This window comes from Aeromonas sp. ASNIH5 (genome assembly GCF_002902865.1).
Classification (GTDB): Bacteria; Pseudomonadota; Gammaproteobacteria; order Enterobacterales; family Aeromonadaceae; genus Aeromonas; species Aeromonas caviae.
In genome coordinates this window covers 2,985,623-3,006,029 of sequence record NZ_CP026122.1, presented here as the reverse complement: position 1 = coordinate 3,006,029, position 20,407 = coordinate 2,985,623, and the positions used below count along the sequence as shown (strand labels likewise).

Here is a 20,407-nt window from a genome sequence, read left to right as displayed (position 1 = left end):
AATAGCCAGTAAAAAACAAAGTCCAATATTTACAATGTATTATGTTCTCACTGGCTGCTTTTTATTGCTTATTTTTCACTACATTACTTCCCGATGCAGAAACTGGAGAAGATGCGGCCCAGCAGATCGTCGGAGCTGAACTCGCCGGTGATCTCGGACAGGGACTCCTGGGCCAGGCGCAGCTCCTCGGCCACCAGTTCGCCAGCCACATAGACCTCAAGCTGCTCCCTGGCTACCAGCAGCCGTTCGGCGGCGCGCTCCAGTGCGTCCAGGTGGCGGCGGCGGGCCATGAAGCCCCCTTCGGTGTTGCCTTGGAATCCCATGCAGGCCTTGAGGTGCTCGCGCAGTGCGGGCAGCCCCAGCTCGGTCTTGGCGGAGATGCGATAGACGGCATGACCCTGCTCCTGGCTCGGTGCCAGATCCTCGCCGGTCAGGTCCGCCTTGTTGCGCACCACGGTGAGGCCGATGTTTTTTGGCAACCGATCAACGAATTCCGGCCAGATATCGTGGGGATCGACGGCATCCGTGGTGGTGCCGTCCACCATGAACAGCACCCGGTCGGCCTGTTCGATCTCGGCCCAGGCACGCTCGATGCCGATCTGTTCCACCTTGTCCTGGGTATCGCGCAGGCCCGCGGTGTCGATGATGTGCAGCGGCATGCCATCCAGATGAATGTGCTCGCGCAGCACGTCGCGGGTGGTACCGGCGATCTCTGTGACGATGGCGGACTCGCGGCCTGCAAGGGCGTTGAGCAGGCTCGATTTGCCGGCGTTGGGACGACCGGCGATCACCACCTTCATCCCCTCTCGCAGCAGGGCGCCCTGTTTGGCCTCGCCGCGCACGTCGTCCAGCTCGGACATGATGGCGTACAGATCTCCAGCCACCTTGCCGTCGGAGAGGAAGTCGATCTCCTCGTCCGGGAAGTCGATGGCCGCTTCCACATAGATTCGCAGCCGGGTGAGGCTCTCCACCAACTGCTGAACCTTGCCGGAGAACTGCCCCTGCAGGGAGTGCATGGCGCTGCGGGCGGCCTGCTCGCTGGAGGCTTCGATGAGATCGGCGATGGCCTCGGCCTGGGCCAGATCCAGCTTGTCGTTGAGGAAGGCGCGCTCGCTGAACTCGCCCGGGCGGGCGGGGCGGATGCCGTCGATCTGCAGGATGCGGCGGATCAGCATGTCGAGAATGACGGGGCCGCCATGGCCCTGCAGCTCCAGCACGTCTTCGCCAGTGAAGCTGTTGGGGGCCTTGAACAGCAGGGCGATGCCCTGATCCAGCGCCTGGCCCTGCTCGTCCCTGAACGGCAGATATTCGGCATAACGCACCCTGGGGAGCTTGCCGAGCACTATCTCGGCGACCCGCTCGGCGGCAGGGCCGGAGACGCGGACTATGCCGACGCCGCCACGGCCGGGGGCGGTGGCCTGGGCCACGATGGTATCTGTTGTCATCTTGCTTGACTCGCTGGTTGGCTGAATGAGTAAGAGGGTGGGGGACATTGTAATAAAAAAGGCGGCCCGAAGGCCGCCTCTTTTGTAATCAGGAAAGATGGGCTGCGCATCAGTTGCGTGAGTGCAGGCCTTTCTTCTCCAGCTGACGATAGATGATGGTCTGCTGGATGATGGAGATGACGTTGCTCACCAGCCAGTACAGAGTCAGACCTGCCGGGAACCAGAGGAACATGAAGGTGAAGATGATCGGCATGAACTGCATCACCTTCTGCTGCATCGGGTCCGTGATGGTGGTCGGGCTCATCTTCTGCAGATACCACATGGAGGCACCCATGAGGATTGGCAGCACGAAGAAGGGGTCCTTCACCGACAGGTCGGTGATCCACAGGGCGAACGGCGCGTGGCGCAGCTCGACAGACTCCATCAGTGCCCAGTAGAGGGCGATGAAGATGGGCATCTGTACCAGGATGGGCAGGCAGCCGCCCAGCGGGTTGACCTTCTCCTTCTTGTACAGCTCCATCATGCCCTGGGACATCTTCTGGCGATCGTCACCGAAGCGTTCCTTGAGCGCAGCCAGCTTGGGCTGGAGCATGCGCATCTTGGCCATGGAGGTGTACTGGGCCTTGGTCAGCGGGAACATGATGCCGCGCACCAGCAGGGTCAGCATGATGATGGCCAGACCCCAGTTCTGGACGAAACCGTGGAACACGGTCAGCAGCCAGTGCAGCGGTTGGGCGATGAACCAGAGCCAGCCGTAGTCGACAGTCAGATCCAGGTGGTTTGCCACCTTGGCCATCTGATCCTGCAGCTTGGGACCGATCCACAGCTTGCCGCTCACTTCGGCCTGCTGGCCGGCAGCGACGTCAACCAGTGGCGCCTTGTAGCCGATGATGGCCTGATCCTTGCCCGGGATCACGCGGCTGTAGAAGCTGTTGGTGTCGTTGGCATTCGGGGCCCAGGCAGAGACGAAGTAGTGCTGCAGCATGGCGACCCAACCACCCTGGGTGGTCTTGTTCAGGTCGGCATCCTTCATCTCGTCAAAGGTGTACTTCTTGTAGCGGGAGTCTTCGCTGGAGAAGGCACCACCACGGTAGGCACTGGCCACCATGGCATGACCTTCCTGATCCTTCGGCGTGGTCATGGTCTGCTTCAGCTGACCGTAGAACTGTACCTGGACCGGCTCGGCAGACTTGTTGTCGATCTTGTAGTCGACGCCCACGGCGTAATCACCGCGCTTGAGCACGAACTCCTTGGTGAAGACCACGCCCTTGCTGTCGGTCCAGGTCATCGGAACGACGACTTGATCCTGACCATCGGCCAGCTGATAGCTGGTCTGGGCGGCTTCATAGGTGGGACGACCCTGGGCCTGGCTGTCCGGACCATCGCGACCGACCAGACCGCTCTGGGCCACATAGAGGTGGGCAGGCTGGCTGGTCAGCAGGGTGAACGGCTGTTCCTTGCCTTCTTCCAGCTTGTGGGCCAGCAGTTCGGCAGAGACGATGTCACCGCCCTGGGTGTCCAGGGTCAATTTGAGCACGTCGGAGGAGACGGTGATCAGCTTGCGCGCGGCGTTACCATTTGCTTGCTCGGAAACCTGAGGAATATCACCGGTCTGACCGGCTTCAGGTACGAAATGTTCGGTTTGGGCCACGGTAGTCGGGGCCGGCTTCGGAGCCTTGTCGGACTCCCACTGTTGCCAGAGCAAGAAGCTCACGAACAGCAAACCGATCAGGAGTAAATTGCGTTGTGATTCCATAGTCTTCAGTTTCTTCGCTTTGGTTGCGGAACCGGGTCATAACCACCCTCGGATAAGGGATGGCATTTTAATAGACGTTTGCTGGCTAACCAAACGCCTTTTATGAAACCGTGAAGTCGGATTGCTTCTATCGCAAATTGGGAACAAGTCGGGGTGAAACGGCAGCGCGGCCCGAGCAGGGGACTAATGATTAGCTGATACAGGCGTATCAGTTTGATTGCTACCCATTGCAACGGCGTGACAGAGTGCGCCATAGCTTTTCCAGTAACTTGAACAGCGCTTCGTTGTCCATCTCCTTCACGCCACCCTTGGCGATCACGACGATGTCGATAGCGGGCAGATTGGCTTGATTGAGGCGAAAACTTTCCCGAACCACTCGTTTTACACGGTTGCGCCAGACGGCACGCTTGAGCGCCTTTTTGGGCACGGCGAGGCCAAGACGGGGGTGTTCGAGGGAGTTGGGGCAAGCAAGAAGCGTAATTTGCGGAGAAGCGGCCCGGACAGGCTCGGCGAAAACGCGTTTGAAGTGTTCGGGAGTTAACAGACGTAACTCCCGAGAGAAGGTGTGCTGGGTAGGCATTAGACTACCAGGCGGGCACGACCCTTGGCACGACGAGCGGCCAGAACTTTGCGGCCGTTGGCAGTAGCCATGCGAGCGCGGAAACCGTGAGAGCGCTTGCGCTTCAGGTTGGACGGTTGAAAAGTACGTTTCATGATTCGATTCCGTATTTCTGTACAGTTTTGATTGTCACACTTAGCCGACGCGCCAGCTATAGCGTGTGACGACTAGCAAAAGAGGCCGAATTCTAAACAGAGTTCAGCTTCTCGTCAATCCGCCGTTCCTTTCCATCTCGCCCCGTTCGTCGACCGAGCGGGATAATCTGGCAGGATCCGGAGGATCAAGGGCCCCGAATTATACTGGCAACCCGGGGTTAAACAAGGATCCCTCAAGAAAAAAGGCGGCCAGGCCGCCAAAGAGAGAGCTATTTAAGTACTTTGCGCAGGAACTCCCGGGTACGGGGATCCTGCGGATCGACCAATATCTGATCCGGCGGGCCCTGCTCCACGATCCGGCCTCCTTCCATGAAGATCACCCGATCGGCGACATCACGGGCAAACTCGATCTCGTGGGTCACCACCACCATGGTCTGGTGCTGGCGGGCGAGCTGCTTCATCAGGCCCAGCACCTCGTCGACCCATTCGGGATCGAGGGCGGAGGTGGGCTCGTCAAACAGGATCACCTTGGAGTGGGCCGCCATGGCCCGGCCGATGCCGACGCGCTGTTGCTGGCCGCCGGAGAGGGAGGCCGGGTAGGCATCCTGTTTCTCGGCGAGGCCGATGTCCTTGAGGATGCCCAGGGCAGTGGCACGAGCCTCCGCCTTCGGCTGCTTCCAGACGGTGATCAGCCCCTCGGCGATGTTGTCCAGCGCCGTCTTGTTGGCGAACAGGGCGTAGTTCTGGAACACGAAAGAGGCGCGTTTGCGCAGTTCGATGGCCTGCTGGTCGCTGGCCTTGGCCAGATCCACGGCGAGGTCATCGATGACGAGCCGCCCTGCATCCGGGGTTTCCAACAGGTTGAGGCAGCGCAGCAGAGTCGACTTGCCGGTACCGGAAGGACCGATGATGACGACAATCTCCCCCTTCTTTACCTCAAGATCGATGCCGTTGAGCACCTGATTTCCGTCATAGGCCTTGGAGAGACCCGTTAGGTTGATCATGACAGGCCTCCTTTAATAAGCACGGTTCAGCCGCACTTCCAGCAGATGCTGCAAGCGGGTGAAGAAGATGACCACCACCCAGTAGATCAGCGCCACCGCCATGAAGCTCTCGAAGAACTTGAAGGAGGAGGCCGCTTCCATCTGGGCCTTGCCCATGATCTCCGCCACTCCCAGGGTAAACGCCAGAGAGGTGCTCTTGATCATGTCGATGAAGTAGTTCATCAGCGATGGTGTCGCGATGCGGGCCGCCTGGGGCAGGATGATCCGCTGCATCGCCTGCAGCCGGCTCATGCCGATGCTGAGGGCGGCTTCCATCTGGCTCTTGTGGATGCCGAGAATGGCTGCCCGGATCGACTCGGCCATGTAGGCGGCAAAGTGCAGGGTCAGGCCGATGATGGCGGCGGTAAAGGCATCCATCCCCACGAAGATGGGGAAGAGCTGCGGCAGCCCGTAATAGAGCAGAAACAGCTGGACGAGCAGCGGTGTACCCCGGAAGAACGAGATATACAGCATCGCCAGCCAGTGAAGTGCGGGAACGCGAAACACCCGTACTATCGCCAGGATCAGCGACAGTACGAGTGCCAATACGAATCCCCACAGGGCCATTTCCATCGTGGTGCCCAGGTATTTGAGCAGGATGGGAAACAGCCCTAGCGTGTACTCGAGGTCAAATTCCATCATTTATTTGCTGGTGATGTCCGCTGCGAACCATTTTTCGGAGATTTTGGTCAGGGTGCCGTCTTTGCGCATGGCGGTGAGGGCATCGTCAACCTTTTTCAGCACTGCCTGCTTTTCCGGGGTCTTCAGGAAGGGCAGGGCGTTCTCGATGGTTTCGAACGGTGCACCGGCCTGTTGCAGCGGCAGCTTGGATTCCTTGATCAGCTGGGCGGTGGAGACGCGGTCCATCACGAAGGCGTCGATGCGGCCCAGGGCGACATCCTGCTCGAAGGCGGAGTCATAGGTACGGATATCGATCTTCTTGTTGGGGTCGTTCTTGCGCAGCAGCTCTTCGAAGTTGGAGCCCAGGTTGACGGCGACCTTCTTGCCTTCCAGGTCCTTGATGCCGTGGATGGTGTTGTTGCCCTTGCGGACCACGATCTGGGCACCGTCATAGACATAGGGCTGGGAGAAGGCGTACTTGGCCTTGCGCTCGTCGGTGATGGTGATCTGGTTGGAGATGGTGTCGACGCGGCCGGTTTCCAGCATGCCGAACAGGCCGGAGAAGCTGGCGGTCACGAACTCGACCTTGTAGCCGGTGCGCTCACCGATCTGGTTCCACATGTCCACCTCGAAGCCCTGCAGCTTGTCCTGCTTGACGAAGGTGAACGGGAAATATTTGCCGGACATGCCGACCTTGATGGTTTCCTGGGCGATGGCCTGGCCGGACAGGCTGGCCAGCAGAATGGCGGCGCCGGAAATCAGTTTGATGGTGGATTTCATGGGGATTCCTCTCTCTGTAGTGCTGTATTTTTAGTTGTAATCACGGGTTGGCGCTGATGTTATTGGAATAAAATATAAAAAATAAATGATATTTGGTTATATAAAATAACTATGGTTGCAGCACGCCATTCTGTCCACATTGCCGATATCCGGCTGTGGGTAACTTTGGGGATGAAATGGGATCCTGGGGCGTTGGATCCTTGAAAGTCAAGGATCTTATTTGCTGGATCCGTGCGGCAGCAACTGGAGATCCGGCCACTAAAAACGTAGAATAGCCGGTCTTTACTTAATCAATTGACGGGAGTCTAGAGTGACTGCTTCGCTATGGCAGCAGTGCCTTAACCGGCTGCAAGATGAGTTGCCCTCGGCAGAATTCAGCATGTGGATCCGGCCGCTTCAAGCGGAGTTGAGTGACAATACTCTGACCCTGTATGCACCGAACCGCTTTGTTCTGGACTGGGTACGCGACAAGTACCTGCTCCGGGTCAACGGCATCATCAACGAGCTGTGCGGAGCCGACGCTCCCACCCTGCGTTTTGATATCGGCAATCGCCCTCATCCCGTCGCGGTCGCCAGGGCGCCGGCCCGTGGTGTCGATCCTGTGAATAACTCTCCCAAGAGCTGGGAAAACAAGGCCGAAAACAAGCCCGAGCCAAACCACAAGAGCAACACCAACGTGAACTATACCTTCGAGAATTTCGTCGAGGGTAAGTCCAACCAGCTGGCCCGTGCGGCCGCCCGTCAGGTGGCCGACAATCCGGGTGGTGCCTACAACCCTCTGTTCCTCTATGGCGGCACTGGCCTTGGCAAGACCCACCTGCTGCACGCCGTTGGCAATGCCATCAAGGATCGCAAGAAAGACGCCAAAGTCATCTACATGCACTCCGAACGGTTCGTGCAGGACATGGTGAAGGCGCTGCAGAATAACGCCATTGAAGAGTTCAAGCGTTATTACCGTAGCGTCGATGCCCTGCTCATCGATGACATCCAGTTTTTCGCCAACAAGGAGCGCTCCCAGGAGGAGTTCTTCCACACCTTCAATGCCCTGCTTGAAGGCAACCAGCAGATCATTCTGACCTCGGACCGCTATCCGAAAGAGATCAACGGGGTGGAAGATCGTCTCAAGTCCCGCTTCGGCTGGGGACTCACGGTGGCGATCGAGCCGCCCGAGCTGGAGACCCGGGTTGCGATCCTGATGCGCAAGGCGGACGAGAACCAGATCCACCTGCCGGACGAAGTGGCCTTCTTCATCGCCAAGCGGCTTCGCTCCAACGTCCGTGAACTGGAAGGCGCCCTCAACCGGGTGATCGCCAACGCCAACTTCACCGGCCGCGCCATCAACATCGACTTCGTGCGCGAGGCGCTGCGCGATCTCTTGGCCTTGCAAGAGAAGCTGGTCACCATCGACAACATCCAGAAGACGGTGGCGGAGTATTACAAGATCAAGCTGGCGGATCTGCTCTCCAAGCGTCGCTCCCGCTCCGTTGCCCGCCCGCGCCAGCTGGCGATGGCGCTGGCCAAGGAGCTGACCAACCACAGCTTGCCTGAGATAGGGGATGCCTTTGGTGGCCGTGACCACACCACGGTTCTTCATGCCTGCCGCAAGATCGAGCAGCTGAAGGAAGAGAGTCACGACATCAAGGAAGATTATTCCAACCTGATCCGTACCCTTTCTTCCTGATAACGGAACGGAGTGCACAGATGCAGATTGCATGTTCCAGCCTGATCCGAATCCTTTCCTCCCAATAACAACGGAGAGCACAGATGCAGCTCGAAATTAGCCGTGAGGCCCTGTTACGTCCCCTGCAACTGGTGTCCGGTGCCCTGGGTGGCCGGCCGACCCTGCCCATCCTCGGCAACGTCCTGCTCGATGTCAGCAATGGCCTGCTGTCGCTGACCGGGACCGATCTCGAGGTGGAGATGATCGGACAGGTCTATCTCAACAGCGACAGCCAGGATGGCCGCACCACAGTGCCGGCGCGCAAGCTGCTGGACATCTGTCGCGGTCTGCCGGAGGGGGCGGAGATCCGTCTCAGCACCGAGGGAGAGCGCCTCATCATCCGTTCCGGCCGCTCCCGCTTCAACCTGTCGACCCTGCCGGCGACCGAATACCCGAACATCGAGGATTGGGAATCCGTGCTCGAGTTCGACATCAGCCAGCTGGAGCTGAAAAAACTCATCGACGCGACCCAGTTCTCCATGGCGAGCCAGGACGTGCGCTACTACCTGAACGGCATGCTGTTCGAGAGCGAAGGACACGGCCTGCGTACCGTGGCGACGGACGGTCACCGGCTGGCCACCTGCCGCCGCGAAGTGGTAACGGAATCGCTGCCCGATCATCAGGTTATCCTGCCACGCAAAGGGGTGCTGGAACTGGTGCGCCTGCTGGAAGCGGAAGACAAGCCGGTGCGGCTACAGATCGGTCGCAGCAACCTGCGCGCCGCCCTGGATGGCTTCATCTTCACCTCCAAGCTGGTGGATGGCCGTTTCCCGGACTGGCGCCGCGTCATCCCGAGAGGGAGCGACAAGGCCCTGATCGCCGGTCGCGAGGATCTGCGCCAGGCCTTTGCCCGTGCCGCCATCCTCTCCAACGAGAAATTCCGTGGGGTGCGTCTCAATCTGCAGGAAAACCTGCTGCGCATCACCGCCAACAACCCGGAACAGGAAGAAGCCGAAGAGCTGCTTGACGTACAATACGCCGCTGGCGAGATGGAGATCGGCTTCAACGTCTCCTATGTGCTGGACGTGTTGAATACGTTAAAATGTGACCAAATCCGGATCAGCCTGAGCGATTCCATCAGCAGCGCCATTATTGAGGATTTTGAGAACCAAGATGCCCAGTATGTGGTGATGCCGATGCGGATCTAGTCGTGTCCCTGGTCAAACTCCAGCTCAGCGACTTTCGCAACATTCAGCACGCCAGTCTCGCGCTGTCTCCCGGCCTCAATATCCTGGTCGGGAGCAACGGCAGCGGCAAGACCAGCGTGCTGGAAGCCATTCATTACCTTGGTCTCGGCCGCTCGTTTCGTACCCATTTGACCGGGCGGGTCATCCGCCAGGGCGAGCGGGCCTTTACCCTGTTTGCCCAGTGCGAGCTGGAGGGGCGTCAGGTGCCCATCGGGCTTGCCAAGGACAAGGGGGGCGAAACCCAGCTCAAGATCGCCGGTGCCCAGGCCCAGCGCCTGGCCGATCTGGCGGAGCTGTTGCCGGTACAGTTGATCCACCCCGATGGTTTCAGCCTGCTGACCGGTGGGCCCCAGGCTCGCCGGGCCTGGCTCGACTGGGGTGTTTTCCATCAGGAGCCGACCTTCTTCTCCCTCTGGGGGCGGGTGCGTCGGCTGTTGAAGCAGCGCAATGCCTTGCTGCGCCAGAGCACCCAGTATCGTCAACTGGCATTCTGGGATCAGGAGCTGGTGCGACTGGGTGGCGAGCTGGCGGGGTTTCGCGCCAGTTATTGTCAGGCCATTACGCCCCTGATCAAGGAGATGACGGCAGATTTTCTGCCGGAGTTCGATATCAGTCTTGGATTCTATCGAGGCTGGGAAAAAGACACTCCCCTCGATGCATTGCTGGAGGCGGGGTTCGAACGGGATCGTTCGCTGGGGTACACTGGGGTCGGTCCGCAGAAGGCGGACGTGCGGCTCAAGGCGAACGGCGTGCCCGCGCAGGATATTTTGTCCAGGGGTCAGCTGAAGTTGCTGGTCTGTGCCATGCGGCTGGCCCAAGGGCTCTATTTGAATCAACATAGCAGCCGCGGCTGTATTTTTTTAATTGATGATTTTGCCTCTGAACTGGATGTCGACAAACGTCGTCTGCTGGCCGCAAGGCTGAAGCAGTGCGCGTCCCAGGTGTTCATCACCGCCATCGATACCGGTCAGCTCGCAGACATGATGGATGCGAGTGACTGCAAGCTGTTCCACGTGGAACAAGGCAAGATCTCCGAAACGTTAGAGAAGGCAGAGAGTAAGCTATGAGTGAAAATACTTACGACTCCTCGAATATCAAGGTGCTCAAGGGCCTGGATGCGGTCCGCAAGCGCCCGGGGATGTATATCGGCGATACGGACGATGGATCGGGCCTGCATCACATGGTGTTCGAGGTCGTCGACAACTCCATCGACGAGGCTCTGGCTGGCTACTGCTCCGATATCCAGGTCAAGATCCATTCCGACGGCTCCGTCTCCGTGCGCGACAACGGTCGCGGCATTCCGGTGGACATCCACCCGGAAGAGGGCCGCTCCGCCGCCGAAGTCATCATGACCGTGCTGCACGCCGGTGGCAAATTCGATGACAACTCCTACAAGGTGTCCGGCGGTCTGCACGGTGTGGGCGTCTCCGTGGTGAACGCGCTTTCCGACAAGCTGCTGCTGACCATCCGCCGCAACGGTCATGTCTACGAGCAGACCTATCACCTGGGCGAGCCGCAGGCACCCCTCAAGCAGATTGGTGACAGCACCGGCACCGGGACCGAAGTCCGCTTCTGGCCGAGCCCGACCATCTTCAGCGACACCCTGTTCCATTACGAGATCCTGGCCAAGCGTCTGCGCGAGCTCTCCTTCCTCAACTCCGGCGTCTCCATCCGTCTGATGGACGAGCGTGACGGCCGCGAGGCGCACTTCTGCTACGAAGGGGGCATCAAGGCCTTCGTCGAGTACCTGAACCAGAACAAGACCCCGATTCACCCCAAGGTGTTCCACTTCACCACAGAGCAGGACGGCATCGGTGTCGAAGTCGCCATGCAGTGGAACGACGCCTATCAGGAAGGGGTCTACTGCTTCACCAACAACATTCCGCAGCGGGATGGCGGTACCCACCTGGTGGGCTTCCGTACCGCGTTGACCCGGACGCTGAACAACTACATGGACAAGGAGGACTACAGCAAGAAGGCCAAGTCCGCCGCCAGTGGTGACGATGTCCGTGAAGGTCTGATTGCCGTTATCTCCGTCAAGGTGCCTGACCCCAAGTTCTCCTCCCAGACCAAGGACAAGCTGGTCTCGTCCGAGGTGAAGACCGCCGTGGAACAGGCGATGGGCGAGAAGCTGGCAGACTTCCTGCTGGAGAACCCGGGCGACGCCAAGATCGTGGTCAACAAGATCATCGATGCGGCCCGTGCCCGCGAAGCGGCCCGCAAGGCCCGCGAACTGACTCGCCGCAAGGGCGCGCTGGATATCGCCGGTCTGCCCGGCAAGCTGGCGGACTGTCAGGAGAAAGACCCGGCGCTCTCCGAACTCTACATCGTGGAAGGGGACTCTGCTGGCGGCTCCGCCAAGCAGGGTCGCAACCGGAAGAACCAGGCCATCCTGCCCCTCAAGGGTAAAATCCTGAACGTGGAGAAGGCCCGTTTCGACAAGATGATCTCCTCCCAGGAGGTGGGCACCCTGATCACCGCTCTGGGCTGTGGCATCGGTCGCGACGAGTACAACCCGGACAAGCTGCGCTATCACAACATCATCATCATGACCGATGCGGACGTCGATGGTGCGCACATCCGTACCCTGCTGCTGACCTTCTTCTATCGTCAGATGCCGGAAATCATCGAGCGTGGCTATGTCTTCATCGCCCAGCCGCCGCTCTACAAGGTGAAGAAGGGCAAGCAGGAGCAGTACCTGAAAGACGAAGACGCATTGTTGCAGTACCAGACCGCCATGGCGCTGGACGGTGCGACCCTGCACGTCAACGAATCTGCCCCGGCCATCGGTGGCGAGGCGCTGGAGCGTCTGGTCAACCAGCATCGCTCCGTGACTCACCTGATCACCCGCATGTCCCGTCGCGCCCCGGAAGCCGTGCTGACCCAGCTGATCTATCAGCCTGAGTTGAACGAAACCCTGCTGGCCAGCGAGAGCGATCTGCAGGCCTGGTGCCAGAGCATGGAGGCCGTGCTCAACGAGAGCAACCACGGCATCCAGTACCAGATGCAGGTACGCCGCGACGAGGAGCGCAGCCTGTTCGTGCCCCACGCCGTGGTACGCCAGCACGGGGTCGACCGCGAATACCCGCTCAGCTACGACTTCCTGCAATCCTCCGAGTACCGTCAGCTGGTCTCCCTGGGCAAGGAGATCGCCAATCTGATCGAGGAAGGCGGTTACATCAAGCGTGGTGAGAAGGTGAAGCCGGTCGCCAGCTTCGTTGAAGCGGTCGAGTGGCTGATGGGCGAAGGCAAGCGTGGCATCTACATCCAGCGCTATAAAGGGCTGGGGGAGATGAACCCGGAGCAGCTGTGGGAAACCACCATGGATCCGGAAGCCCGTCGCATGCTGCGTGTCACCATCGACGACGCGGTCGGCGCCGACCAGCTCTTCTCCACCCTGATGGGGGATGCCGTAGAGCCCCGTCGCGACTTCATCGAGACCAACGCGCTGCGGGTTGCCAACCTCGACGTCTAATAGACGGTCCGACAACCATCAAAAGCCGCTCCTCGTGAGCGGCTTTTTGTTTTCTGGGGCAAGGAAGAGGGCGCGTTCCACGTGAAACATGAGGGACCTAGACCTAGACTCTGTCACCGCGAAAGGTGCGGCGCCACTCCCGCGGCGACACCCCGAAGCGGGCGCGAAAGTGCTTGCTCAATATGGTGGCAGACCCGAGCCCCACCAGTTCGGCGATGCGTTCCACGGTGTGGGAGCAGGACTCCAGCAGCGTCTGGCTGCGGCGCAGGCGCTCCGCCATCAGCCACTCCCCGAGGGAGAGACCGGTGGCGAGCTGGAAGCGGCGGCTAAAGGTGCGTCGGCTCATCATGCAATGTTCCGCCAGGCTATCCAGGGTGTGGGGCGCGGCCAGGTGCAGGCGCAGGTGATCGAACAGCTGGTTGATCCTGGCATCCCGGGTGGTGGCGGGCACCGGCTGCTCGATGAACTGGGCCTGGCCACCCTCCCGGTGGGGAGGCACCACCAGCCGCCTGGCCAGCTTGTTGGCAATCTGGCTGCCGTGATGCTGGCGAACCAGATAGAGGCAGCAGTCCAGGCTGGCGGCGGTGCCAGCCGAGGTGATGAGCCCTTCGTCGTCGACGTAGAGGGCATTGGTATCGAGCCGCACCCGGGGGAAGCGCTGGACGAACTCCTGTTCAAATTCCCAGTGGGTGGCGGCACCGCGCCCGTCCAGCAGGCCGGCATAGGCCAGCACATAGGTGCCGAGACAGAGCCCCACGATCTGGGCTCCCCTGATCCGGGCGGCAACCAGGGCATCGAGCAAGGCTTGGGCGGGGCGCTCGGCCGGATCGCGCCAGAAGGGGATGATGATGATATCCGCCTCCAGCAGACCCTCCAGGCCATAGTCGGCCTCCATGCGAAAGCCCTGGGAGGAGGCGGGTTGCCGCGTGTCATCCCCGGCGCAGAGTCTCAGCTCGAACAACGACTGGCCCGGCATCATCTTGTCGCCAAAGATGAGGCAGGGCACCGAGCAGTGAAAGGGGCTGAAGTGATCGAAGGTGATGACGGCGACGATGAGAGGACGGGGCATGGTTGAAGACTCCTTTGCACTCGGATCCCCATCATACGGGGCAGCAACAGAAAGCCGAAGAGCCATGTGGTGCCCGGCCTCTCGCTCAGAGCACCATGGTGTCGCCATCCTCGGGCACCCGTACCCGGGCGGCCATCCCCTGGCTGTCCAGGTAGTCGCGCAGCTCCCGCCGGGACAGCAGGGCATGATTGACCGCCTCCATGTGGCTGGCGATCAGGGTGGCCTGCGGGGCGGCCTGATAGACGGCGGCCACATCCTCCTTGCCCATGATGATGGCACCCAGACCCGTCACCTGGGCATCGCCGCAGTTGAGGACGACAACCTCGGGTTGGTGCCTGTGCAGCGCTTGTTCAACCTGGGCATTCCAGACGGTGTCGCCGGCCAGATAGAGGGTCTTTTCGGCGGGATGGGAGAAGACCACTCCGCTGACCTCGCCAAGGCGATCCCCCAGCAGGGCCATGATGCTATCGCTGCCGTGCCGGCCTTCCGTCTGTTGCAGGCGGATGCCGGCGAACTCGCCGACCTCGCCCAGCAGGCGCACATCCTCGAAGCCGCATCCCCTCATGGTGTCGGCATCTTTCTGATGCTGCACGAACAGGGGAAGGTGCCTGGGGATCTTCGCTTTCGCGACATCGTCCCAGTGATCCAGATGGTCATGGGTGACAATCACCGCATCCACCTCCAGCAGGGTCGCCATGGGCAGCGGCAGCTCGACCAGGGGGTTGCGAAGATGGCTGTTGGCCATGCCTTCGAAGCCGGGGTAGCTCCCCTTGGGGGCCAGCATGGGGTCGATGAGGAAGCGGGTTCCTGCGTAGTGGATGAGCAGGGTGGCGTTGCGAACCTGGGTAATCTTCATGGCGTGCTCCGGTTTCTCGTTGGGGACACGGCCAGTATGGAGGGATGAGGGACGGATCATGAGTGGCCCGCAGGCCTATTATCGATCTAATCGGGCCATTCTTGATGGCCTGCATTTCTTTTGTTTTTACCCCTTGAAAGCCAAATGCTGGCCCCTATATAGATAACAAGGCCGGAACGCTCGACAGAGGTTTCGACCAGGCGCCCGTCCATCAGGAGGGCAAACAATCCGTTATCGCTCACAAGAGGGTAATACTATGCGTTCTATCGACTTTTCTCCGCTCTATCGTTCTGCCATCGGTTTCGATCGTCTGGCCACTCTCATCGAATCTGCCGCCAGCAATGGCAATGCCGGCTATCCCCCCTACAACATCGAGCAGCTGGGTGACAGCGACTACCGCATCAGCATGGCGGTGGCGGGCTTTACCCAGGAAGAGCTGGAGCTGAGCTTCCAGGAAAATCTGCTGACGGTGAAGGGCAGCAAGCAGGCCGACACCGAGCGCAACTACCTCTACCAAGGCATTGCCGAACGCGGCTTCGAGCGTCGCTTCCAGCTGGCCGACTATGTGCGGGTGAAGGGGGCCGACCTGAAGAACGGTCTGCTGCACATCGACCTGGTGCGCGAAGTGCCCGAGGCGATGAAGCCCCGCAAGATCGAGATCAACGGCTGACAGCCTCTGACCTCGTTGCATTGCTGATGTTTCCCGGGTGCCGATGGCGGGCCCGTGGAGAGTAAACCCTGTTGCTTTATAGAAGGATAGGATCATGCGTAACCTCGATTTTTCTCATCTCTATTCCAATGCCGTCGGCTTCGAGCGGATGGCCCGCGAGCTGGAAGGCCTGTTCGATCAGAAGACCTCGGCCTACCCCCCGTACAACATCGAAAAGCGGGATCACGACAGCTACCTCATCACGGTTGCCGTGGCCGGTTTCGATCGCAATGAGCTGGAGCTGGAGACCGAAAACGGCACCCTCAAGGTGAAGGGGCGCAAGGTCGCCACCATGGGCGAGCGCCAATTCCTCCATCAGGGGATCGCCGAGCGGGACTTCGAGCTCGCCTTCAAGCTGAGCCAGCACGTGGAAGTGCAGGGGGCTAGGCTGGAGCACGGTCTGCTGACCATAGAGCTGGCCCGGGAGCTGCCGGAAGCGCTCAAGCCCCGTGCCATCCCCATCGGCAAACCCGATCAGCTGGCACTGCCCGGTTAAACAACATCGCTGACCACCTGATAGAAAAGAGGCCTGCATCTGCAGGCCTCTTTTTTCATGCCGAAGGGGGAATCAACCGGTGTAGAGGGCGTTGATCTCGTCGGCCAGGATGGCGATGCCACGACGCACCAGATCTTCGCTCTGGGCATAGTTGAGGCGGATGCACTCCTGGCTGTGGCGCCACTCGGGGTCGTCGATGCCGGGGAAGAAGTAGTGGCCGGGCACGATCAGCAGGTTCTTCGCCTTCAGTCGCTCATACAGCTCCTGGCAGTGGATCGGCAGGTCTTCGAACCAGAGCCAGAGGAAGAGGGCTCCCTCCGGCTTGTGGATGTGGAAGCGCGGATCCGGAATGGCCTCGCGCAGCAGCTGGACCGCGAAGGTGGCTTTCTGCTGGTAGAAGGGTTTCACCACCTGCTCGCTCAGGGTGATGATGTCACCGCTCTCGATCATCGGAATGGTGATGGCCGGACCCAGGCTGCCCGGCGCCAGATTGATGATGCCGCTCAGGTTGGTGATGGCCCGGATGATCTTCTCGTCGGCGATGACGATGCCGCAACGGGTGCCCGGCAGGCCGAGCTTGGAGAGGCTCATACAGAGGATGGTGTTGGCGTTCCAGAACGGCTTGGCGTCGCTGAAGATGATGCCGGGGAAGGGGACTCCGTAGGCATTGTCGATGAGCAGCGGGATCCCCTTGTCACGGGCGATCTGATCGAGGTGCTCGATCTCCTCGTCGGTGAGCACGTTGCCGGTGGGGTTGGTCGGCCGGGAGACACAGATCACCCCGATGTCGTCGCCCACCTGCAGGCTCTCGAAATCCACGTGGTATTTGAACTGGCCGTCGGGCAGCTTCTCGATGGTGGGCTTGTAGGCGACGAAATGATCGTCCGAGAGGGCCGAGTCGGCATAGCCGATGTATTCGGGGGCCAGGGGGAACAGCACCTTCTTCTTGCGACCGTCGGCGAACTCGCCGGCCAGCAGGTTGAACAGATAGAAGAAGGCGTTCTGGCTGCCGTTGGTCAGGGCGATGTTGCGGGCGGAGATCTCCCAGCCCAGCTCCTTGCTGAGCAGGGCGGCCAGCGCCCTGGTGAACCTGTCCTTGCCCTGGGGGCCATCGTAGTTGGCCATGGCCTTGATCAGTTCGCCGTTGTCGAGCAGGGTATTGGCCTCGGCCTGAAAGCGTTCCAGCATGGCGGGGATGGGGGCCGGATTGCCGCCTCCCAGCATGATGGCGTCGGGATTCAGCAGCCCTTGATTGAGGTCGTCCATGAGTTGGGTAATACCGGCGTGGCGAGTGAACTTCTCGCCGAACAAGGAGAATTCCATTCGGTGGCAAATCCAGAGTCAGTTAAGGGGGGAGCTAGCACCATAGCTCACTTCAAAAGCGGGTGTCGATCAAAAAAACGGGGCGTTTCACGTGGAACAGGGTTGCCATGATGGAGGTGGTAAAAAAACCATTTATAGGTTTTAAAATAACCAACATTCGATTCAGGAAGGGGTGTGACAGCATCAAAAAATTATTTATATCAATAAAATCATGCTGTTACAAATCTGGCACAACTATTGGAATAGCTATCTGGTCATCTCAACCACACCGGAGCACGCCAGATGAAGATCCTGATCGCTACCCTGATTGCCAGCAGCCTGAGCCTGAATGCCATGGCCGCCGAGAACCCCAGACCCGAGCTGGACAGCGCCGCCCTGCAACAGGAGATGCTGGCCTTGCAGCAGCAGGCCTCCCATGATGTGGTGGCAGAGGCCATCCACAACCTCAAGCCGCTGGCCCTGGAGACCCTGGTGGTGGAGGCGAGTTCTGCCGATGCGACTCATCCCGAGAGTTGAGGTAGCGCAAGGGGGTCTGCCCCGTGTGCTGCCTGAAGAAGGCGATGAAGGCGCTGTCGCTGGCGAACTCCAGGGCAGCGGCCACCCGGCTGATGGGCTCGGCTTCGGCCAGCAGTTCCATGGCCCGCAGCAGTCGCCACTGCTGGCGCCAGGCCTGGTAGCTCATGCCGGTCTCTCGCATGAAGATGCGGCCTATGGTCTTGTCACTGGCACCCACCCGCTCGGCCAGCCGGTTGAGCCGATCGGGCAGGGTGTCACCCCGCTTTATCTCCTGCAGCCAGCCGATCAGACGCCCGTCTGACGGCAGCGGCAACTGCCAGGATTCCCGCGGCGCTTGCGCCAGCTCTTCTTTCAATAATGCCAGTGTGCAGGTTTGCTCTGCTTCCGGCTTGTCCCAGGGCCAGAGCGCCATCCGCTCGATGATCTCCCGCAGCAGCGGGTTGACGGCCAGCACCGCCATCTCGTTTGGCAACGCGGGCTCCGGCTGGAAGTAGAGGGAGCGATAGGCCACTACCCCGCGCATCAACACCCGGTGGGGCAGACCTGCTGGCAACCAGGCCGCTCGCGTCGGCGGCAGCAGGCAGACCTGATCGTCCAGCTCTATGGTCATGCAGCCTGCCTGGGCGAACAGCAGCTGGTGGCGCTGGTGCTGATGGCGGCCGGAGTCGTGCCAGCCGAGGGCGGCGGCAATACCGATGGCGCTACCGTCGTGCTGGTCCGGATCAAAGGGGTGATCGGGAAGAATAAAGGCCATGTGTCCTATTCTTGCTGTTTATAGTCCGCCTTATTGTAATCGGACATGTTATCCCTCTCTAGAATGGCGACCTCTTGTGAAGGAGGTGTGTCATGAACAACAGGTTGCCACCGCGCTGGCTGGTGGTCGGATTGATGATGTTTCCCCAGATAGTGGAGACCATCTACAGCCCGGTGCTGACCCATATCGCCACTGAGTTTCGGGTGAGCGAGGGGCAGGCGTCCCAGACCCTGTCGGTCTATTTTCTGGCGTTTGCGGCGGGCGTGGTCTGCTGGGGCAGGTTGTGCGATCTCATCGGGCGGCGTCCCGCCATGCTGGCGGGGCTGCTGACCTATGGCGCCGGCACCCTGCTGGCGTTGCTGGCCACTCAATTTGAAACCCTGCTGCTGGCCCGGGTCATCGCGGCCTTCGGCGCCGCCGTGGGTTCCGTGGTGACCCAGACCATGCTGCGCGACAGCTATCAGGGCAGCGATCTGGCGCGGGTCTTTTCGGTGATGGGCATCGCGCTCTCCCTGAGTCCTGTGCTGGGGCTGGTGAGCGGTGGCCTGCTGGCTGATGGCTTGGGTTATCTCGGGGTATTCGGCGCCCTGCTGGCGCTGGCAATCGGCTTGTTGCTGATGGCTTGCTGGCAACTGCCGGAAACCCGCCCGGCCACCACCCAAAGGGTCGCACTCTGGCCGCTGGCCTGCCGGATGGTGCGTGATACCGGCTTGTGGCGCAGCGCCGCCCTGGTGGCGCTGTTCAACACCATGCTGTTCGGCTACTACAGCCTGGCGCCGTTTCTGTTTGCCGGTCTGGGGCTGAGCGCGGGGGAGTTTGGTTACTCCGGCATCGTGCTGGCGCTGGCGACCCTGGTGGGCAGCCTGCTCAACAAGTGCCTGCTGGGCCGTGGCTGGACGCCTGCCTCGTTAATACGGCTCGCCGCCGTGCTGGCGTCGGGTTCGAGTTGGCTGGTGTGGGCCAGTCAGGCATCGCTCTGGTTCCTGTTGCCCATGATGGTGGTGGTGGTGGCGTTCGGACTGGCGATCCCCAATGTGCTGAGCCAGGCGCTGCTGGCCTATCGGGAGGTGGCGGGTAGTGCCGGTGCCCTGTTCGGGCTTGGCTACTACCTGTTGCTCAGCCTGGGGCTGGCGGTTGCAGCCAGCTTGCAGGATCTCGGTCTGCTGCTCGGTGGTTGCGGTCTGCTGGCCTTGTGCTGCGGTTGGCGTCGTTCCACGTGAAACATCAGCTGCCGATAAAGCGGTAGCCGATGCCGGATTCGGTCTCGATCAGCGTGGGTTGCTGGGGGTTATCTCCCAGCTTCTTGCGCAGACTGGCGATGACGATGCGCAGGTAGTGGGTATCTTCCTTGTGGCTTGGCCCCCAGATGTCGATGAGCAGCTGGGTCTGTTGCACCAGCTTGCCGGGGTGGCACACCAGCGCCTGCAACAGGGCGAACTCCTTGCGGGAGAGGGGGATCTCCTCGCCCTGCAGGGTGACTTTGTGGCTGCTGCTGTCCAGGGTCAGGCCACAGTGGGGGAAGTGGCGACATTCGCCGCTGGTGGCGCCGACCCGCTGGCGCAGCAGCACCCGGATACGGGCCATCATCTCCCCGACGCCGAACGGCTTGCTCATGTAGTCGTTGGCCCCCGCATCCAGCAACCGCACCTTCTCCTGCTCCGAGTCCCGCGCCGAGAGCACCAGCACGGGATTGGCGTGATGTTCGCGGATGGCGTGCAGGATCTGCATGCCATCACCGTCCGGCAGGCCCAGATCCAGGATCACCAGGTCGGGGTTGAGGTGGCGATACTGCGCCACCCCCTCGGTGACACCGACCGCCTCACTCACCTGATGTCCTTCGGCGATCAGGCTGATCCGCAAAAAACGGCGGATGGCCGCCTCGTCGTCGATGACCAGTATGTGAGCCATTCAGCCTCCCGTTTGCTGATTGAAAAGGGCGGCGA

The 20,407-nt window shown here is 60.6% G+C and carries 21 protein-coding genes; 8 read left to right on the top strand and 13 right to left on the bottom strand.

The genetic code is table 11. The features are described 5' to 3' along the window. Positions 1-83: 83 nt before the first annotated feature. The 8 genes from mnmE to C2U30_RS13950 form a co-directional block, all read right to left on the bottom strand. Positions 84-1,445, bottom strand: coding sequence for a tRNA uridine-5-carboxymethylaminomethyl(34) synthesis GTPase MnmE (mnmE, locus tag C2U30_RS13985; RefSeq protein WP_010672278.1), 1,362 nt, complete (start codon positions 1,443-1,445; stop codon positions 84-86). 109 nt (positions 1,446-1,554) lie between these two features. Then, positions 1,555-3,201, bottom strand: a complete 1,647-nt coding sequence (gene yidC / locus C2U30_RS13980; RefSeq protein WP_041214180.1) for a membrane protein insertase YidC — start codon at positions 3,199-3,201, stop codon at positions 1,555-1,557. 5 nt (positions 3,202-3,206) lie between these two features. After that, positions 3,207-3,455 carry a membrane protein insertion efficiency factor YidD gene (yidD, locus tag C2U30_RS13975; RefSeq protein WP_010672280.1) on the bottom strand — a complete coding sequence of 83 codons (249 nt, stop codon included), beginning with the start codon at positions 3,453-3,455 and terminating at the stop codon, positions 3,207-3,209. Then, on the bottom strand, positions 3,422-3,781 hold the full coding sequence (gene rnpA, locus C2U30_RS13970) for a ribonuclease P protein component (protein WP_010672281.1): 360 nt from the start codon (positions 3,779-3,781) through the stop codon (positions 3,422-3,424). Before rnpA ends, yidD begins: the two co-directional genes overlap by 34 nt. Then, complete coding sequence (gene rpmH / locus C2U30_RS13965) at positions 3,781-3,915, bottom strand: 50S ribosomal protein L34 (RefSeq protein WP_005307156.1); 135 nt, start codon at positions 3,913-3,915, stop codon at positions 3,781-3,783. The genes rnpA and rpmH overlap by 1 nt, the downstream gene beginning before the upstream one ends. A 269-nt stretch (positions 3,916-4,184) precedes the next feature. Continuing rightward, entirely contained in the window at positions 4,185-4,919 is a 735-nt protein-coding gene (locus tag C2U30_RS13960) for an amino acid ABC transporter ATP-binding protein (RefSeq protein ID WP_010672282.1), read from the bottom strand. A 12-nt stretch (positions 4,920-4,931) separates the two neighbouring features. Then, positions 4,932-5,600, bottom strand: a complete 669-nt coding sequence (locus tag C2U30_RS13955; protein ID WP_010672283.1) for an amino acid ABC transporter permease — start codon at positions 5,598-5,600, stop codon at positions 4,932-4,934. Further along, positions 5,601-6,359, bottom strand: coding sequence for an amino acid ABC transporter substrate-binding protein (locus C2U30_RS13950; protein WP_039040644.1), 759 nt, complete (start codon positions 6,357-6,359; stop codon positions 5,601-5,603). 310 nt (positions 6,360-6,669) lie between these two features. Between C2U30_RS13950 and dnaA the strand changes: the two genes are divergently transcribed. From dnaA to gyrB, 4 genes are all read left to right on the top strand, one after another. Continuing rightward, positions 6,670-8,040 carry a chromosomal replication initiator protein DnaA gene (gene dnaA / locus C2U30_RS13945; RefSeq protein ID WP_039040645.1) on the top strand — a complete coding sequence of 457 codons (1,371 nt, stop codon included), beginning with the start codon at positions 6,670-6,672 and terminating at the stop codon, positions 8,038-8,040. Between the two features lie 83 nt (positions 8,041-8,123). Beyond that, the gene (gene dnaN, locus C2U30_RS13940; RefSeq protein ID WP_103243951.1) at positions 8,124-9,227 is read left to right on the top strand and encodes a DNA polymerase III subunit beta; all 1,104 of its coding nucleotides are present in this window, start codon (positions 8,124-8,126) and stop codon (positions 9,225-9,227) included. A gap of 2 nt (positions 9,228-9,229) precedes the next feature. Further along, on the top strand, positions 9,230-10,333 hold the full coding sequence (recF, locus tag C2U30_RS13935) for a DNA replication/repair protein RecF (protein WP_010672287.1): 1,104 nt from the start codon (positions 9,230-9,232) through the stop codon (positions 10,331-10,333). After that, positions 10,330-12,741, top strand: a complete 2,412-nt coding sequence (gyrB, locus tag C2U30_RS13930) for a DNA topoisomerase (ATP-hydrolyzing) subunit B (protein ID WP_042016138.1) — start codon at positions 10,330-10,332, stop codon at positions 12,739-12,741. The genes recF and gyrB overlap by 4 nt, the downstream gene beginning before the upstream one ends. Positions 12,742-12,844: 103 nt before the next feature. Here the strand turns inward: gyrB and C2U30_RS13925 are convergent, their stop codons facing one another. Both C2U30_RS13925 and C2U30_RS13920 read right to left on the bottom strand, forming a co-directional pair. Next, positions 12,845-13,810, bottom strand: a complete 966-nt coding sequence (locus C2U30_RS13925) for a GlxA family transcriptional regulator (protein ID WP_103243950.1) — start codon at positions 13,808-13,810, stop codon at positions 12,845-12,847. Between the two features lie 85 nt (positions 13,811-13,895). After that, positions 13,896-14,666, bottom strand: coding sequence for an MBL fold metallo-hydrolase (locus C2U30_RS13920; protein WP_103243949.1), 771 nt, complete (start codon positions 14,664-14,666; stop codon positions 13,896-13,898). Between the two features lie 256 nt (positions 14,667-14,922). On the opposite strand from C2U30_RS13920, the gene C2U30_RS13915 reads away from it, so the two are divergent. Both C2U30_RS13915 and C2U30_RS13910 read left to right on the top strand, forming a co-directional pair. Then, a complete protein-coding gene (locus C2U30_RS13915; protein WP_010672291.1) occupies positions 14,923-15,336 on the top strand; it encodes an Hsp20 family protein in 414 nt (137 codons plus the stop codon). Between the two features lie 94 nt (positions 15,337-15,430). Then, complete coding sequence (locus C2U30_RS13910) at positions 15,431-15,871, top strand: Hsp20 family protein (RefSeq protein ID WP_010672292.1); 441 nt, start codon at positions 15,431-15,433, stop codon at positions 15,869-15,871. Positions 15,872-15,943: 72 nt separating this feature from the next. Here the strand turns inward: C2U30_RS13910 and C2U30_RS13905 are convergent, their stop codons facing one another. Continuing rightward, positions 15,944-17,194 carry a valine--pyruvate transaminase gene (locus C2U30_RS13905; RefSeq protein WP_103243948.1) on the bottom strand — a complete coding sequence of 417 codons (1,251 nt, stop codon included), beginning with the start codon at positions 17,192-17,194 and terminating at the stop codon, positions 15,944-15,946. 282 nt (positions 17,195-17,476) lie between these two features. On the opposite strand from C2U30_RS13905, the gene C2U30_RS13900 reads away from it, so the two are divergent. Beyond that, the gene (locus C2U30_RS13900) at positions 17,477-17,710 is read left to right on the top strand and encodes a hypothetical protein (RefSeq protein ID WP_041214189.1); all 234 of its coding nucleotides are present in this window, start codon (positions 17,477-17,479) and stop codon (positions 17,708-17,710) included. On the opposite strand, the gene C2U30_RS13895 is transcribed toward C2U30_RS13900, so the two are convergent. Beyond that, positions 17,640-18,464, bottom strand: a complete 825-nt coding sequence (locus C2U30_RS13895) for an AraC family transcriptional regulator (RefSeq protein ID WP_103243947.1) — start codon at positions 18,462-18,464, stop codon at positions 17,640-17,642. The two genes, C2U30_RS13900 and C2U30_RS13895, sit on opposite strands and share 71 nt — an antisense overlap. A 92-nt stretch (positions 18,465-18,556) precedes the next feature. On the opposite strand from C2U30_RS13895, the gene C2U30_RS13890 reads away from it, so the two are divergent. Next, the gene (locus C2U30_RS13890) at positions 18,557-19,684 is read left to right on the top strand and encodes a multidrug effflux MFS transporter (RefSeq protein WP_103243946.1); all 1,128 of its coding nucleotides are present in this window, start codon (positions 18,557-18,559) and stop codon (positions 19,682-19,684) included. Between the two features lie 4 nt (positions 19,685-19,688). On the opposite strand, the gene C2U30_RS13885 is transcribed toward C2U30_RS13890, so the two are convergent. Further along, on the bottom strand, positions 19,689-20,372 hold the full coding sequence (locus tag C2U30_RS13885; RefSeq protein WP_103243945.1) for a response regulator: 684 nt from the start codon (positions 20,370-20,372) through the stop codon (positions 19,689-19,691). Between the last annotated feature and the right edge of the window lie 35 nt (positions 20,373-20,407).

Bases quoted from the DNA above. Each gene is read 5' to 3' on its own strand.
- C2U30_RS13905 (WP_103243948.1), bottom strand. From the start codon at position 17,194: ATGGAATTCTCCTTGTTCGGCGAGAAGTTCACTCGCCACGCCGGTATT.
- C2U30_RS13900 (WP_041214189.1), top strand. From the start codon at position 17,477: ATGAAGATCCTGATCGCTACCCTGATTGCCAGCAGCCTGAGCCTGAAT.
- C2U30_RS13950 (WP_039040644.1), bottom strand. From the start codon at position 6,359: ATGAAATCCACCATCAAACTGATTTCCGGCGCCGCCATTCTGCTGGCC.
- dnaN (WP_103243951.1), top strand. From the start codon at position 8,124: ATGCAGCTCGAAATTAGCCGTGAGGCCCTGTTACGTCCCCTGCAACTG.
- C2U30_RS13895 (WP_103243947.1), bottom strand. From the start codon at position 18,464: ATGGCCTTTATTCTTCCCGATCACCCCTTTGATCCGGACCAGCACGAC.
- C2U30_RS13925 (WP_103243950.1), bottom strand. From the start codon at position 13,810: ATGCCCCGTCCTCTCATCGTCGCCGTCATCACCTTCGATCACTTCAGC.
- C2U30_RS13890 (WP_103243946.1), top strand. From the start codon at position 18,557: ATGAACAACAGGTTGCCACCGCGCTGGCTGGTGGTCGGATTGATGATG.
- C2U30_RS13920 (WP_103243949.1), bottom strand. From the start codon at position 14,666: ATGAAGATTACCCAGGTTCGCAACGCCACCCTGCTCATCCACTACGCA.
- C2U30_RS13885 (WP_103243945.1), bottom strand. From the start codon at position 20,372: ATGGCTCACATACTGGTCATCGACGACGAGGCGGCCATCCGCCGTTTT.
- C2U30_RS13955 (WP_010672283.1), bottom strand. From the start codon at position 5,600: ATGATGGAATTTGACCTCGAGTACACGCTAGGGCTGTTTCCCATCCTG.
- mnmE (WP_010672278.1), bottom strand. From the start codon at position 1,445: ATGACAACAGATACCATCGTGGCCCAGGCCACCGCCCCCGGCCGTGGC.
- rpmH (WP_005307156.1), bottom strand. From the start codon at position 3,915: ATGAAACGTACTTTTCAACCGTCCAACCTGAAGCGCAAGCGCTCTCAC.
- C2U30_RS13960 (WP_010672282.1), bottom strand. From the start codon at position 4,919: ATGATCAACCTAACGGGTCTCTCCAAGGCCTATGACGGAAATCAGGTG.
- yidC (WP_041214180.1), bottom strand. From the start codon at position 3,201: ATGGAATCACAACGCAATTTACTCCTGATCGGTTTGCTGTTCGTGAGC.
- yidD (WP_010672280.1), bottom strand. From the start codon at position 3,455: ATGGCGCACTCTGTCACGCCGTTGCAATGGGTAGCAATCAAACTGATA.
- C2U30_RS13915 (WP_010672291.1), top strand. From the start codon at position 14,923: ATGCGTTCTATCGACTTTTCTCCGCTCTATCGTTCTGCCATCGGTTTC.
- gyrB (WP_042016138.1), top strand. From the start codon at position 10,330: ATGAGTGAAAATACTTACGACTCCTCGAATATCAAGGTGCTCAAGGGC.
- rnpA (WP_010672281.1), bottom strand. From the start codon at position 3,781: ATGCCTACCCAGCACACCTTCTCTCGGGAGTTACGTCTGTTAACTCCC.
- C2U30_RS13910 (WP_010672292.1), top strand. From the start codon at position 15,431: ATGCGTAACCTCGATTTTTCTCATCTCTATTCCAATGCCGTCGGCTTC.